The organism is Mobilicoccus massiliensis (assembly GCF_000826525.2).
GTDB classification, from domain to species: Bacteria; Actinomycetota; Actinomycetes; order Actinomycetales; family Dermatophilaceae; genus Mobilicoccus; species Mobilicoccus massiliensis.
In genome coordinates, this window is sequence record NZ_LN651331.1 from 261,063 (window position 1) to 275,526 (window position 14,464).

At 70.0% G+C, this 14,464-nt stretch carries 11 protein-coding genes; 7 read left to right on the plus strand and 4 right to left on the minus strand.

Going from position 1 to position 14,464, the window contains the following annotated elements:
• Positions 1 to 38 precede the first annotated feature (38 nt).
• A complete protein-coding gene (gene hemE / locus BN1197_RS14085; protein ID WP_040160732.1) occupies positions 39 to 1,109 on the plus strand; it encodes a uroporphyrinogen decarboxylase in 1,071 nt (356 codons plus the stop codon).
• Here hemE and yczE read toward each other — a convergent pair.
• Complete coding sequence (yczE, locus tag BN1197_RS14090) at positions 1,106 to 1,783, minus strand: membrane protein YczE (protein ID WP_052466837.1); 678 nt, start codon at positions 1,781 to 1,783, stop codon at positions 1,106 to 1,108. The two genes, hemE and yczE, sit on opposite strands and share 4 nt — an antisense overlap.
• Before the next feature lie 212 nt (positions 1,784 to 1,995).
• On the opposite strand from yczE, the gene BN1197_RS14095 reads away from it, so the two are divergent.
• Both BN1197_RS14095 and hemQ read left to right on the plus strand, forming a co-directional pair.
• Positions 1,996 to 3,366 carry a cation:proton antiporter gene (locus tag BN1197_RS14095; RefSeq protein WP_052466766.1) on the plus strand — a complete coding sequence of 457 codons (1,371 nt, stop codon included), beginning with the start codon at positions 1,996 to 1,998 and terminating at the stop codon, positions 3,364 to 3,366.
• Positions 3,367 to 3,377: 11 nt separating this feature from the next.
• Positions 3,378 to 4,124, plus strand: coding sequence for a hydrogen peroxide-dependent heme synthase (hemQ, locus tag BN1197_RS14100; RefSeq protein WP_245851952.1), 747 nt, complete (start codon positions 3,378 to 3,380; stop codon positions 4,122 to 4,124).
• A 64-nt stretch (positions 4,125 to 4,188) separates the two neighbouring features.
• Here the strand turns inward: hemQ and msrB are convergent, their stop codons facing one another.
• Positions 4,189 to 4,608, minus strand: a complete 420-nt coding sequence (gene msrB / locus BN1197_RS14105) for a peptide-methionine (R)-S-oxide reductase MsrB (RefSeq protein WP_040160734.1) — start codon at positions 4,606 to 4,608, stop codon at positions 4,189 to 4,191.
• Between the two features lie 77 nt (positions 4,609 to 4,685).
• On the opposite strand from msrB, the gene ligD reads away from it, so the two are divergent.
• On the plus strand, positions 4,686 to 5,798 hold the full coding sequence (gene ligD / locus BN1197_RS14110; RefSeq protein WP_082043926.1) for a non-homologous end-joining DNA ligase: 1,113 nt from the start codon (positions 4,686 to 4,688) through the stop codon (positions 5,796 to 5,798).
• On the opposite strand, the gene BN1197_RS14115 is transcribed toward ligD, so the two are convergent.
• Positions 5,777 to 6,856 (minus strand): ATP-dependent DNA ligase, encoded by a 1,080-nt coding sequence (locus tag BN1197_RS14115; RefSeq protein WP_040160736.1) that lies wholly within the window; start codon positions 6,854 to 6,856, stop codon positions 5,777 to 5,779. The two genes, ligD and BN1197_RS14115, sit on opposite strands and share 22 nt — an antisense overlap.
• 794 nt (positions 6,857 to 7,650) lie before the next feature.
• Between BN1197_RS14115 and BN1197_RS14120 the strand changes: the two genes are divergently transcribed.
• The 3 genes from BN1197_RS14120 (at position 7,651) to BN1197_RS14130 (ending at position 11,663) form a co-directional block, all read left to right on the plus strand.
• Positions 7,651 to 8,694: an IS110 family RNA-guided transposase gene (locus tag BN1197_RS14120; RefSeq protein ID WP_040155195.1), complete on the plus strand. Its 1,044-nt coding sequence runs from the start codon at positions 7,651 to 7,653 to the stop codon at positions 8,692 to 8,694.
• A 609-nt stretch (positions 8,695 to 9,303) separates the two neighbouring features.
• Positions 9,304 to 10,500 carry an alpha/beta hydrolase family protein gene (locus tag BN1197_RS14125; protein ID WP_040160738.1) on the plus strand — a complete coding sequence of 399 codons (1,197 nt, stop codon included), beginning with the start codon at positions 9,304 to 9,306 and terminating at the stop codon, positions 10,498 to 10,500.
• 38 nt (positions 10,501 to 10,538) lie between these two features.
• Positions 10,539 to 11,663 (plus strand): PPK2 family polyphosphate kinase, encoded by a 1,125-nt coding sequence (locus BN1197_RS14130; protein WP_082043927.1) that lies wholly within the window; start codon positions 10,539 to 10,541, stop codon positions 11,661 to 11,663.
• Positions 11,664 to 11,751: 88 nt separating this feature from the next.
• On the opposite strand, the gene glgX is transcribed toward BN1197_RS14130, so the two are convergent.
• Positions 11,752 to 14,136 carry a glycogen debranching protein GlgX gene (gene glgX, locus BN1197_RS14135; RefSeq protein ID WP_040160740.1) on the minus strand — a complete coding sequence of 795 codons (2,385 nt, stop codon included), beginning with the start codon at positions 14,134 to 14,136 and terminating at the stop codon, positions 11,752 to 11,754.
• Between the last annotated feature and the right edge of the window lie 328 nt (positions 14,137 to 14,464).

Here is a 14,464-nt window from a genome sequence, read left to right on the forward strand (position 1 = left end):
CATGGGTCTCCCACGCCGACCCGTGCGAAGATCGGCCCGTGACGACGCCTGCGACCACTCCCGCCACGCCCACTCCCGGCCCCGCCGACAGCCTCCTCGTACGGGCGGCCCGAGGCGAGCGGCTCGACCGTCCGCCGGTGTGGTTCATGCGTCAGGCGGGGCGTTCGCTGCCGGAGTACCGCGAGGTGCGTGAGGGCACGACGATGCTCGAGTCGTGCCGTCGCCCCGACCTCGTCACCGAGATCACCCTGCAGCCCGTGCGCCGCCACGGCGTCGACGCGGCGATCTTCTTCAGCGACATCGTCGTTCCCCTGCAGGCCGTCGGCGTCGATCTCGACATCGTTGCCGGAGTGGGCCCGGTCGTCGAGGAGCCGTTCCGCAGTCGCGCCGACCTCGCCCGCCTGCCCGAGCTCACCCCCGACCTCGTGCCCGACATCACCGAGTCGGTGCGACTGCTCGTGGCCGAACTCGGCGCCACCCCGCTCATCGGGTTCTCCGGCGCCCCGTTCACGCTCGCCAGCTACCTCGTCGAGGGCGGCCCGAGCCGCAACCATGAGCACACCAAGGCGCTCATGCACGGAGACCCGCAGCTGTGGCACGACCTGTGCGCCCGGCTCGCGCAGATCGCGGGCGCGTACCTCACGGTGCAGATCGACGCGGGGGCGAGCGCGATCCAGCTCTTCGACTCGTGGGTCGGCTACCTCTCCCGCGCCGACTACGAGAGATACGTGCGACCGCACTCGGCCCGCGCGCTCGAGGCCGTCGCCGGCCGGGTCCCGCGGATCCACTTCGGCGTCGGCACCGGTGAGCTGCTCGGATCGATGGCCGAGGCAGGAACCGAGTGCATCGGGGTCGACTACCGCGTCGACCTCCTCGACGCGCTCGAACGCACGGGCGGCCGGTACGCGGTGCAGGGCAACCTCGACCCGGCACTGCTCTTCGCGCCGTGGGAGGTCGTGGAACGCGAGGTCCGCCGCATCGTCGATGAAGGCCGCCAGGCGCCGGGCCACGTCTTCAACCTCGGCCACGGGGTTCTGCCCACCACCGACCCGACCATGCTCACGCGCGTCGTCGAACTCGTCCACTCCCTCGGCGACGACAGCGCCTAGTCCAGACGCACCGTGCAGAGCGGGAGGAAGAACTGCACGAGCGGGCCGATGGCCAGCGCGTAGATCACCGTGCCCACCCCTACGGTGCCGCCGAGCAGCCAGCCGATCACGAGAACCCCGATCTCGATGCCCGTACGCACGATACGCAGGCTGGTCCCCGTGCGGCGGTGCAGACCGGTCATCAGTCCGTCACGCGGGCCCGGGCCGAGCTGACTGCCGATGTACAGGGCGCTCGCGAGGCCGTTGAGCACGATGCCGCCGAGCATCAGCCCCATGCGGGCAGGCAGACCATGCGGTTCCACGAGCACGGCCAGGGTCACGTCGGTCGCGGCACCGATCCAGACGGAGTTCGCGATCGTGCCGAGCCCAGGCATCTGCCGCAGAGGGATCCACAGCAGCAGTACGACGAAGCTCGAGGCGATGACGACCATGCCGAACGACCACGGCACGTGGAGCGCCACACCGAAATGGAACACATCCCACGGGTTGAGCCCGAGCACACCACGAATCATCATCGCCATCGACACACCGAACAACGACAGACCCACGAAGAGCTGAACCAACCGGAGCGGCAACCGACCGGCACGCAGCTGCTCCACCGGACCGATCTGCAGAAGCTGCGGACGATCACCGGCCCTGGCCCACCGCCCGGCGGGGATACGACGACGCGACATGGACGACAGCATGACGCAGCTCGCACTTCGCGCGTCGGCGGCGTTCACTGACGCCGCGGGCTCCTGTGTCCGGGGCCGGCCTCCTCGGATGCTCGTGGCCCGCTGATCGGGAAGTGGTTGCGGCGTGTGAGGGGTTCTCGCCCCGATCGCCCTCGTCGACGTCGCGACCTGCGGATTCACGCTCCCGGTTCTCCTGCTGTCATTCTGACGTCATGACCGCGGACGCCGCCTACCTCGTCGTCGGCATCGGCCTCGTCCTCGCGGTCGTGCTGCCGGCTCTCCTGCAACGCTGGGCCTTCTCGGCCCCCATGGCGCTGCTCGCCACCGGCTTCGTCGTCGGCCTGCTGCCGCCCTTCGAGACCACACGTGTCTCGCCACTGGAACACCCCACCATCACCGAACACGCCGCCGAACTCTGCGTCATCGTCGCGCTCATGGGCGTCGGACTCTCACTCGACCGGCCGTTGGAACGCACCCTCTCCTCGTGGCGTGCCTGGCGCTCGACATGGCGGCTGCTGGCCATCGCCATGCCGCTCTGCATCCTCGGTGTCGCAGTGCTCGGGTGGTGGGTCATGGCGCTCTCACCCGCCGCGGCCCTGCTGCTCGGAGCCGCGCTCGCCCCGACCGACCCGGTCCTTGCCGTGGACGTCCAGGTCGAAGGGCCGACGACCGATGAGCGCGAACACATTGACGAACAGGACGAGGTGCGTTTCGCTCTCACCTCCGAGGGCGGCCTCAACGACGCGCTCGCGTTCCCGTTCGTATACGCCGCGATCTTCCTCGCCGAGAAGGGCCCGCTGCAGGAGTGGTGGTGGCGGTGGATCGGCTGGGAGCTCATCGGCAAGGCCCTCATCGGAGCGGCGGTCGGGTACATCGGTGGGATGCTGCTCGGACGCGTCGCGTTCCGCAGCCGCGCCTCCGTACTCCGGTTCGCCGAGCAGGGCGAGCCGCTCCTCGCTCTCGCGGGCACGCTGGCCGTCTACGGGCTCACCGAACTCGTGGGCGGCTGGGGATTCCTCGCCGTGTTCGTCGCGGCGCTACGACTGCGCGCCGAGGAACGTCGCAGCGACTACCACGGCGTCATGCACGAGATGGTCGAACGTCTCGAGCTTCTGCTCACCCTCCTGCTGCTGTTGGCCCTCGGCATCGCGCTCGGCGACGGCCTGCTCGGTCACCTCACGTGGCAGGGGATCGTGGTGGGCGCCGCCCTCGTGCTCGTCGTGCGCCCGGTCACGGCGTGGCTCGCCCTCGGGCGGCAGGCCGACGTCGACCAGGCCGGAGACGGCAACCTCGGCCCGCGCGAACGGCTCGTCACCGCGTTCTTCGGGGTGCGTGGCATCGGGTCGATCTACTACGTCGCCTACGCCCTCGGCCACGCCCACTTCCCCGAGGCCGAGGTGCTGTGGTCGACGGTCGGGTTCACGATCGTGCTGTCGGTCGTCCTCCACGGCGTGGCCGCGACCCCGGCCATGCGATGGCTCGACGCCGTCCGCGACAACTCACCCGGCGGCTCGTCCGGCTCCCGCGAGGGCGCCGGTGGGGCTCGTGGTGGGGCCGGGGGCGATGCACGCGGGAACGTGTGAAGAATGGCCCCATGACGACTCCCGACACGCCCACCACCGGCCCCTCCGAGACCGCGATGAGCAACGCCGCGCGGTTGCGCGCTCTCAACGAGACGATCCGGTACGCGATGTGGTCGGTGTTCCGGGTGACGACCCCGCTGCCCGAGCAGGAGTCCGAGCGCGACCGCATCGCGGCCGACCTCGAGGGCTTCCTCGAGGCCCTCGGTGCCGAGGGAGTCACCCCGCGGGGTCTGTACGACGTCGCCGGGTTCCGTGCCGACGCCGAGGTCATGGTGTGGTGGCACGCCGAGGAGGTCGAGGCGCTGCAGGCGGCGTACAAGACGTTTCGTCGCACGACCCTCGGCCGCCACCTCTCACCCGTGTGGTCCCAGATCGCGCTGCACCGGCAGGCGGAGTTCAACAGGGGGCACGTGCCGGCGTTCATGAAAGAGGAGCGCGTGCGCGACTACGTCTGCGTCTACCCCTTCGTGCGCAGCTACGACTGGTACGTCATCCCCGAGGACGAGCGCCGCGAGATGCTCGCCGAGCACGGCCGCATGGCTCGTCCGTACGCCGAGGTGCGCGCCAACACGATCCCGAGCTTCGCTCTCGGCGACTACGAGTGGATCCTCGCCTTCGAGTCCGACGACCTGCCCCAGATGGTCGACATGATGCGTGAGCTGCGCCGATCCCGTGCTCGGCTGCACGTGCGGGAGGAGACGCCGTTCTACACCGGGCCGCGCGTCGACGCCTCGACCCTGGTGCACGGGCTGCCCTGAGCCGGGTCGCGCCCGAGTCCGGGCCGCGCCGGCAACCGATGACGCCGAGAGCTCGGTTCGCCGATCAGTCCTCGGTGAGGCGCATGGAGATCGAGTTGATGCAGTAGCGCTGGTCGGTGGGGGTGTCGTAGCCCTCGCCCTCGAAGACGTGCCCGAGGTGGGAGCCGCAGTTCGCGCACCGCACCTCGACGCGCTTCATGCCGAGGGTGTTGTCCTCGACGTACTCGACGCGGTCCTCGGCCAGAGGGGCGTAGAAGCTCGGCCACCCGCAGTGGCTGCCGAACTTCGTGTCGCTGCGGAACAGTTCGGCGCCGCACGCGCGGCAGGAGTAGACGCCCTTCGTGGTGGTGTTCGTGTACTCCCCGATGTGGGGGCGTTCGGTACCGGCCTGACGAAGCACGGCGTACTCGGCCGGGGTGAGCAGTTCACGCCATTCGGCGTCGGTGCGCTGGACGGGGTAGGACGGGGCGGTGTTCTCGGTCATGCCGGTTTCAACACCGGGCGGGCCCGATCGGTTCCCGCGCGCGCCACGGATCGGGGTCACTCTCGTAGGCTCGGCCCATGACCGAGGAGATCCTCACCCTGCCCGGCCCGGACGGCCAGGAGCGGCGCGTGCGGTTGAGCAACCCGCGAAAGCCCGTCTGGCCGGCCGGCGAGGACTCCGGTGAGATCACCAAGCGCGACCTCGCCGACTACGTCGTCGCCGTGGAGGACGGACTCCTCCGTGCCCTCCGCGACCGGCCCGTCACGCTGCAGCGCTTTCGCGGGGGAGTGAACGGCGAGGAGTTCTACTCCAAGAACCCGCCCAAGGGCACGCCGGACTGGGTGCGCACGGTGGAGTGCACGTACCCGAGCCGTCGGCGACACCCCCAGCTCGTCGTCGACGAGATCGCGACCGCCGTGTGGGCCGTGCAGATGAGCACCGTGACGTTCCACCCGTGGCCGGTGCGGGCCGACGACACCGACCGCGTCGACGAGTTGCGGATCGACCTCGACCCGCAGCCGGGAACGGGGTTCGCGGAGGCTCGCGAGGCCGCGTTCGCGCTGCGAGAGCTCATGCTCGAGCTGGGCCTCACACCCTGGGTCAAGACGAGCGGCAACCGTGGTCTGCACGTGTACTCGAGGGTGAGGCGGACCCACGAGTTCCTCGACGTGCGGCACGCGGCCATCGGCATCGCGCGTGAGCTCGAGCGCAGACTGCCCGCGCTCGTCACCGCGGCGTGGTGGCGCGAGGAGCGGGGCGAGCGGATCTTCGTCGACTTCAACCAGATGAACCGTGACCGCACGATCGCCTCGGCCTACAGCCCACGTCCGCTGCCCGGAGCGCCGGTCTCGATGCCGGTCTCGTGGGACGAGCTCGCCGACGTCACGCCCGGGGAGTTCACCGTCCGCACGGTGCCCGCGATCGTCGCCGAACGCGGTGACGCGTGGTCGGGCATCGACGACGAGGTGGGCGACCTCGGCCCTGCCCTCGGGCTGTGGGAGGCCGACGTCGAACGCGGGTTGCCCGAGCTGAACTTCCCGCCGGACTATCCCAAGATGCCGGGCGAGCCGCCACGGGTGCAGCCGAGCAAGAAGAACGCGGCCAACTGGGCCGACGACGGGGTGACGCCGGCGGAGGCACCGGGCCGCGCGAAGTCCCGCACTCGAGTTCAGCCTCGCGATCCCGCCTGATCGTCGAGGACGGCGGCGAGATCGTAGGCGGGCGCGACCTCGATCTGGCTGAGCAGACAGGATTCGGGCTCACGGTCGGGTCGCCACCGCAGGAAGGTCACGGTGTGCCGGAACCGGTGGCCCTCGAGCTGGTCGAACGCCACCTCGACGACCTTCTCGGGGCGCAACGGCACGTAGCTGACGTCCTTGCTGCCGGAGAAGCGGGACCGGTCGGTCTCGGCGTGGGCGATCTGGCCGTCGGCGTCGCGCACGACGCAGGGCTCGAGCTTGTCGACGAGTTCGAGGCGTCGCTTCGCCGTGAACGCGGCGATTCCGCCGACGTTGAACAGCTGACCGTCGTCCGTGTAGAGCCCCAACAGCAGCGACCCCACCCCGGAACCCGACTTGTGCACCCGGTAGCCGGTGACGACGGCCTCGGCCGTGCGCTTGTGCTTGACCTTGAGCATCGTGCGCTTGCCGGGGGTGTAGAGCCCGTCGAGCGGCTTGGCGACGACCCCGTCGAGACCGGCGCCCTCGAAGCGGGTGAACCAGTCGCGCGCCTCGTCGGGATCGCGCGTCGCCCGCGTGAGGTGCAGCGGGGAATCCGGAGTGCGTCCGGAGAACAGCGCCTCCAACCGGGCGCGACGAGTGGCGAACTCCACGTCGAGCAACGACTCCCGCCCGACGGCGACGAGATCGAACGCGATGATCTCCGCAGGGGTCTCCGCCGCGAGCCTCGCGATCCGCGACTCGGCAGGGTGGATGCGCTGCGACAACGCGTCCCAGTCGAGCCGCTCGGCGCCGGGCCGTCCTGCACGCACGACGATCTCGGCGTCGACGACGGCCTTGTCGGGCAGGAGGTCGAGCAGCGGATCCCGCAGCTCCGGAAAGTACCGCGTGAGCGGCTTCGAGCCCCGACTCGCCAGCTCGAGCTCGTCGCCGTCGCGGAGCACGAGGCACCGGAACCCGTCCCACTTCGGCTCGTACGCCAGACCCCCCGCCACGGAGTCGGGGTCGGGCACGGCACCGACCGACTTGGCGAGCATCGGCGACAGCGGAAGGGGCACGGGCAGATCCATGCCGACATTCTGGGGTCGACCGCTCGCCTGCCGCACCCGCCGCGCCGCACCGGCCCAGGGCCGAGCCTCCGCCCGAACGCACCGGCCCCGGACATGCGCCTACACCTCTCGCACAGGCCCCTCGCGCTCGAACAGGCGTCCACACCCCTGGCGCGAGCCCCTTGCGCTCGAACAGGCGGTTTGGTCGGGTGATACCGCCTGTCTGGGTGGGATCGGCGCTCGGACAGGCGTTTCCGTCGGACGCCCCCGCCCGCTCGAGCCGGGGAAGAGCGCTCGGACAGGCGTTTCCGTCGGACGCCCCCGCCCGCTCGAGCGGGGGAAGAGCGCTCGGACAGGCGTTTTCGTCGGGTGAAACCGCCTGTTTGAGCGGGGGTGGAGCTCGGACGGGCGGTTCGGGTTCGTGACGCCCGGTGGAACCGCCTGTTTGAACGGGGGTGGGGCTCGGACGGGCGCCCACACCCCTGGCGCGAGCCCCTTGCGCTCGAACAGGCGGTTTGGTCGGGTGAATCCGCCTGTCTGGGTGGGATCGGCGCTCGGACAGGCGTTTCCGTCGGACGCCCCCGCCCGCTCGAGCGGGGGAAGAGCGCTCCCAGTGGAAGGCTTGGGGGTGTTCCGGTGGGTTCGCTCCTGTTGCGCTCTGCCCTCGTGGCTAATGTCCGTAGTGCGGCTCGCCGGGACACCACGGCCCGACCGGCGTGGCTTGAGAGGAGCGTGATCGGCGCATCCTGACTGGGATATGCCCACCGGCCGGACCGTGAACCCCACCCGATTCACGGCCAGGAAGGGCACTTCCCATGATCACGTTCGGTGTCGATGCACACAAGCGCTCTCACACGATCGTTGCCGTCGATGAGCTGGGCCGCAAGATCGCGACCCGCACCATCGGGACCACCACCAGCGAGCATCTGCAGGCCCTCGCTTGGGCCGTGCAGGTCACCCCGGCCGGGCACGATCGCCGTTGGGCCATCGAGGACTGCCGGCACATGACCCGGCGACTGGAAGCAGACCTGCTCGCCGCCGGGGAGGACCTGGTGCGTGTCCCACCCAAGCTCATGGCCCACGTGCGCGACAGCGCCCGCAGCTACGGCAAGTCCGACCCCATTGATGCCTTGGCCGTGGCCCGCGCGGCACTACGCGAACCTGACCTGCCGGTGGCCCGCCTGGACGGCGCAGAGCGTGATATCCGCCTGCTGGTGGACCACCGCGAAGCCCTCATCCGCGAACGAACCGCCCTTGTCAACAGGCTGCGCTGGCACCTGCACGAGCTCGACCCCGGCACCGAGATCACCGCCCGCGGGTTCCGCCAACTCAAGGCCTACACCCTGGTCGAGCGCCAGCTCGCCGACAAAACCGGAATCGTCGCCCGCCTGGCCCGCGACCTCAACGCCCGAGCCCGCGACCTCACCCACACGATCAGGGAGTTGGAGAAAGAACTCCAGCAACTCACCCTCGAGCACGCACCCGCCCTGCTGGCCATCCCCGGCTGCGCCGCGTTGACCGCGGCCAAGATCGTCGGTGAAACCGCAGGCATCGACCGCTTCACCACCAGCGACGCCTTCGCCAGCTACAACGGCACCGCCCCACTGCCCGTCTGGTCCTCCAACACCCCACGTCACCGACTCTCACGAACGGGCAACCGACAACTCAACGCCGCGATCCACCGAATCGCCCTCACCCAAGCCCGCCACCACCAACCCGCCAAAGACCTCATCAAACGCCGCGTCGAAAGCGGCAAATCCGGCCGAGAAGCCCTCCGCGTCCTCAAACGCCACATCTCCCGCACCGTCTACCAAGCCCTGCGCACCGACCAACAAACCCAGCTCACCCTCGCCGCTTGACAGAGGAGCTAGGGACAGGCGTTTTCGTCGGGTGAAACCGCCTGTTTGAGCGAGGGTGGGGCACGGGTCGGGTGGAGGCGCGGGGCCGGGGCGTGGGGCTCCGGTCGGGCACACGGCTCACGCGGTGTTCGATACCCGAGCGCCTGTCCGAGCCGGGGGAGAGCGCTGAGACAGGCGTTTTCGTCGGATGGAACCGCCTGTTTGGGCGGGGTCGAGGCTCGGACAGGCGGTTCGGGTTCGGGACGCCCGGTGGAACCGCCTGTTTGAGCGGGGGTGGGGCACGGGTCGGGTGGAGGCGCGGGGCCGGGGCGTGGGGTCTCCGGTCGGACACACGGCTCCCGCGGTGTCCGACACCCGAGCGCCTGACCGAGCCGGGGGAGAGCGCTGAGACAGGCGTTTTCGTCGGGTGGAACCGCCTGTTTGGGCGCGGGTGGAGCTCGGACAGGCGGTTCGGGTCCGGGGATGCCCGGTGGAACCGCCTGTTTGAGCGGGGATGCCCGGTGGAACCGCCTGTTCGAGCGGGGGTGGAGTACGGATCGGGTGGCGGTGGGCCGCGCCGGGAGAACCGGACACCCCGGCGTTCGCGGACGCGGATGTCACCATGGGGAGATGAAGTCGGACAGGATCCCCTGGCGCACGGTGGCGAAGGTGGCGGGGGTGACGTCGGGGGCTCTTCTCGCGACGTCGGTGATCGCCTCGTTCGGCGTCGCGTGGTACTTCGCCCGCGTCCTGCTCACGCCGGAGCGTGAGAAGCCCGACAACACCACGCTGCTCGAGGTGGACGACGACACCGTCACGCTGCGACTCGACGCCGAGACCGCCGTGCGCGGGCAGTACGGCATGTGGCTCGACGGCGGCCGCACCCACGTGCGCATCGGCGACATCGTCGAGATCGACCACACGCGGCGCACGGTCGTCCGCGAGCTCGTCGCCGTCGACATCGGGACCCCGGCTCCCGGCCCGGGACGTTGGACGAGCCACATCTACGTCGGCAGCCCGGCGAAGTCACTCGGCATCTCCTCCCGGGACGTCGTCATCGACGGCGAACTCGGCCCCCTGCCGGCCTGGGTCGTCGACGCGGACGACGACGGCCCGGGGAGGCGCTGGGCGGTGCTCGTCCACGGTCGCGGGGCCATGCGCGAGGAGTGTCTACGGGCCGTGCCGGTGCTGCACGAGCTCGGCCTCACCTGTCTCGTCCCGTCGTATCGCAACGACTCCCTCGCCCCGGACAGCCCCGACGGGCTCATCGCGCTCGGACTCACCGAGTGGCGTGACGTCGAGGCGAGCATCCGCTACTGCATCGAGGAGGGCGCCTCGGAGGTGCTGCTCGTCGGCTGGTCGATGGGCGGCGCGATCGTGTTGCAGACCCTCGCCCACTCCGAGTTCGCCGACCGCATCCCGGGGCTCGTCCTCGACGGGCCGGTCATCGACTGGGTGGAGGTCATCGAGCACCAGGCACGGCTGCGGCGTCTGCCGCGGCTGCTCGGAGATCTCGTGCGTGCCCTGCTCGGCGACCGGTGGGCCTCCCGGTTGCTCGTGGGCGCCGAGCAGCCGCTCGACCTCGCGACGACCCGCTGGCAGGTGCGCGCCGACGAGCTCGACCGCCCGATCCTGCTCATCCATTCCCGCGACGACGACGTCGTTCCCGTCGGAGCCTCGGTCGCACTCGCCGAGTTGCGTCCCGACGTCGTCACCTTCGAGGCGTGGGACGATGCCCGGCATGTCAAGGAGTGGAACGTCGACCCGGACCGGTGGAACCGCGTGGTCACCGAGTTCGTCTCGGGCCTGCCGCGCCGGCCGGTCTGAGTCGGCGCCCGTTCCGCCGTCTCACCCGAAGGAGAAGCATGGCCGAGAAGACCGGCAGGAAGAGTGCGCAGTCCGCATCGAAGACCGGTGACGGACCGGTCGGGACGGGCACTGAGCCTCTCGACGAGAAGGATCGGAAGAAGGCGCGCAAGAAGGCTGAGAAGGCCCAACGCAAGGCGGCCGAGGCAGCAGAAGCGGCCGTCCGAGCGAACCTCGAGGCCGAGGCGGCTGTCGAGACGGCGGCAGCGAAGGCGAGCAAGGCCGCCCGGGCGGCGGCCGCGGCACCTGGCGTGGCGATCGACCCCGAGCTCGTGCCCACCGTCGTCTCGCCCGGCGAGTTCGCGACGGCACTGCGTGTGGGGCCGGGCTTCCGGCTCGCCGACGTCGACACCTCCTCGACCCCCGCGTTCACCGGCGACAAGGCCCAGGCCGAGCTCGTCATGCGCGCGTACGAGCCCGAGATCGCCGACCTGCAGGAGCGCCTCTACGCCGCCTCCCGAGACGGCGACGGCGCCTCGGTGCTGCTCGTCGTGCAGGGCATGGACACCTCCGGCAAGGGCGGCATCATGCGACACGTCGTCGGCCTGCTCGACCCGCAGGGCACGTCGATCCACGCCTTCAAGAAGCCGACGGCCGAGGAGCGGCGCCACCCGTTCCTCTGGCGCATCCGCAAGGCCCTGCCCGAACCCGGCATCATCGGCGTCTTCGACCGCTCGCACTACGAGGACGTGCTCGTCGCCCGCGTCGACGACCTCGTCCCCGCCTCCACCTGGCGACGCCGCTACGGCCAGATCCGCACGTTCGAGGAGTCGCTCGTCGACTCCGGCACGACCCTCGTCAAGGTCATGCTCGACATCGGCCACGCCGAGCAGAAGGCACGCCTGGCCGCACGTCTCGAACGCCCCGACAAGTACTGGAAGTTCAACCCGGGGGACATCGACGTGCGCCACAAGTGGGACGCCTACGCCGAGGCCTACGAGGAGGCCCTGGTCAAGACCTCCACCGACGAGGCCCCGTGGTACGTCGTCCCCGCCGACCACAAGTGGTACGCCCGCCTGGCCGTGCAGCAGCTGCTGCTCGGAGCGCTGCGGCGCATCGACCCCCAGTGGCCGCCGGCCGACTTCGACGTCGAGGAGCAGAAGGCCCGGCTGGCCGACAGCTGAGTGCCTCCGGTCGAGGGCCGGCGACGGACGAAGGGCGCCCCGCACGTTGCGGGGCGCCCTTCGCGATTCGCGTGAGTGTGACGGCGGCTCAGCCCTGGTGCTCGCCGTCCTGTGACTGGTTCTCCCCGTCCTGCGGCTGATCCGCCTGGTCGGCGTGCTCCTCACCCTGGTGCTGCTCCTCACCCTGCTGCTCGTCGCCCTCACCGTGCTGCCGGGCGCGGGCGGCGCGCTCGGCGGCCTTCTCGGTGAGTTCGGGGGAGCGCTCGACGTGGCCGGTGTGGACGGCCTGTTCGAGCATGACCGCGGCCTCGTGACGGGCCTCCGCGGCGTCCTGGGCGAGGATGTCGTCCTCGATCTCGCGGCTCTGCAGGATGACCATCGACCGCGGCGCCAGGGTGCGGGTGGAGCCCGAGTGGACGGCCTCCGTCGTGGGCTCGGGGATTCCGGTGGGCAGGTCGGTGTCGACCACCTCGATCCACTCGACGCCCTCGATGACGGAGGGGATGACGAAGTCCAGCGGCTCGTGGTGGGCGTTGAACATGAGCACGAAGCTGTCGTCGGTGATCCGCTGGCCGAGCGGGCCGGGCTCCTGGATCGCGTCGCCGTTGAGCAGCACCGACAGGGTGCGGGCGTACCCGGTCTGCCAGTCCTCCTCGGTCATCTCCTCGCCGGAGGTCGAGCACCACACGATGTCGCCGACGTTCGACTGGCCGCCGTGGTCGGCGCTGCCCTCGAAAAACCGGCGCCGCCGGAAAACGGGGTGATCGAGGCGCAGCGCGACGACGTACTTGGCGAACTCGAAGAGGGTCTGCTGCTCCTTGCCCAGGTTCCAGTCGATCCAGGAGATCTCGTTGTCCTGGCAGTAGACGTTGTTGTTGCCGCCCTGGGTGCGGCCGACCTCGTCGCCGTGGGCGATCATCGGCACGCCCTGGCTCACCAGCAGCGTGGTGAGGAAGTTGCGGACCTGCCGCAGGCGCAGCGCCCGGATCTCGGGGTCGTCCGTCGGCCCCTCGACGCCGCAGTTCCACGAACGGTTGTGGCTCTCGCCGTCGTTGCCGTCCTCGCCGTTGGCGAGGTTGTGCTTCTCGTTGTAGCTGACGAGGTCGCGCAGCGTGAAGCCGTCGTGGGCGATGATGAAGTTGATCGAGGCGATCGGGCGTCGCGCCGAGTGCTCGTAGAGGTCGGAGGAGCCGGTGAGGCGCGAGGCGAACTCCGACAGGCCGGCGGCCTCTCCACGCCAGTAGTCGCGCACGGTGTCGCGGTAGCGGCCGTTCCATTCCGTCCACAGGGGCGGGAAGTTGCCCACCTGGTAGCCGCCGTCGCCGAGATCCCAGGGCTCGGCGATGAGCTTGACCTGCGAGATCACCGGGTCCTGCTGGATGATGTCGAAGAACGCCGAGAGGCGGTCGACCTCGTGGAACTGCCGCGCCAGGGTGGCGGCGAGGTCGAAGCGGAACCCGTCGACGTGCATCTCGGTCACCCAGTAACGCAACGAGTCCATGATGAGCTGCAGCACGTGCGGATGCCGCATGAGCAGCGAGTTTCCGGTGCCGGTCGTGTCGTAGTAGTGCTCCTTGGCGTCGTCGACGAGGCGGTAGTAGGCCGCATTGTCGATGCCGCGGAAACACAGGGTGGGGCCGAACTCATTGCCCTCGGCGGTGTGGTTGTAGACGACGTCGAGGATGACCTCGATGTTGGCCTCGTGCAGCGCCTTGACCATCGACTTGAACTCGGTGACCTGCTGGCCGGCGGTGTTGTGCGCGGCGTACTCGTTGTGCGGCGCGAGGAACCCGATCGTGTTGTAGCCCCAGTAGTTGCGCAGGCCCTTCTCCTGCAGGTGCGCGTCCTGCACGAACTGGTGCACGGGCAGCAGTTCGATGGCGGTGACCCCGAGTTCGGTGAGGTGCTCGATGATCGCCGGGTGCGCGAGTGCCGCGTACGTGCCGCGGATCTCCTCGGGGATGTCGGGGTGGGTCATCGTCAGACCCTTGACGTGCGCCTCGTAGATGACCGTGTCGTGGTACTCGTGTCGCGGCGGACGGTCGTGACCCCAGTCGAAGAAGGGGTTGACGACGACCGACAGCATCGTGTGCCCGAGGGAGTCGGTCTCGTTGTAGGAGTCGACGTCGCCGAAGTTGTAGGCGAACAGGGCCTCGTCGCCGGTCACCTGGCCGTCGATGGCCTTCGCGTACGGGTCGAGGAGCAGCTTGTTGGGGTTGCAACGGTGCCCGTTGGCGGGGTCGTACGGGCCGTGCACGCGGTAGCCGTAGCGCTGCCCGGGCTGCAGGTTGGGCACGTACCCGTGCCACACGTAGCCGTCGACCTCGGTGAGCTCGAGCCGGGTCTCGGTGCCGTCGTCGCTCACGAGGCACAGCTCGACCCGCTCGGCGATCTCGGAGAAGAGTGCGAAGTTCACGCCGGAGCCGTCGAACGTGGCGCCCAGCGGGTACGCGTTTCCTGGCCAGATGTCCATAGGTGCTTCTTGCTCTCCGTGGTGGTCGTTCGTGCCTGAGGAGCCGCTCGGCACGAGGCGTGGCGGTCGGCAACCGTGGTCGAGGCGCATGAGCACCCCATCCCCGCGCGGCGGTTGCCGCCCGGGGACTGAAGAACGGTAGCGCGTTCGCGGCGATCCGCCCTACCGCGCGCCCAGGGCCGACCCGTCGTGTTCCACCGGTGTTCGGGTCGCGGTCCAATCGAGTCGCGTCGGCAACCCCCGCGAGAACACTCCCGGCGCGCGTCGCCCCCGTCACGGGCGCCGGCCCGAGCTCGATGTCTCCCCGCCACGTCCGCGACACCCCGAC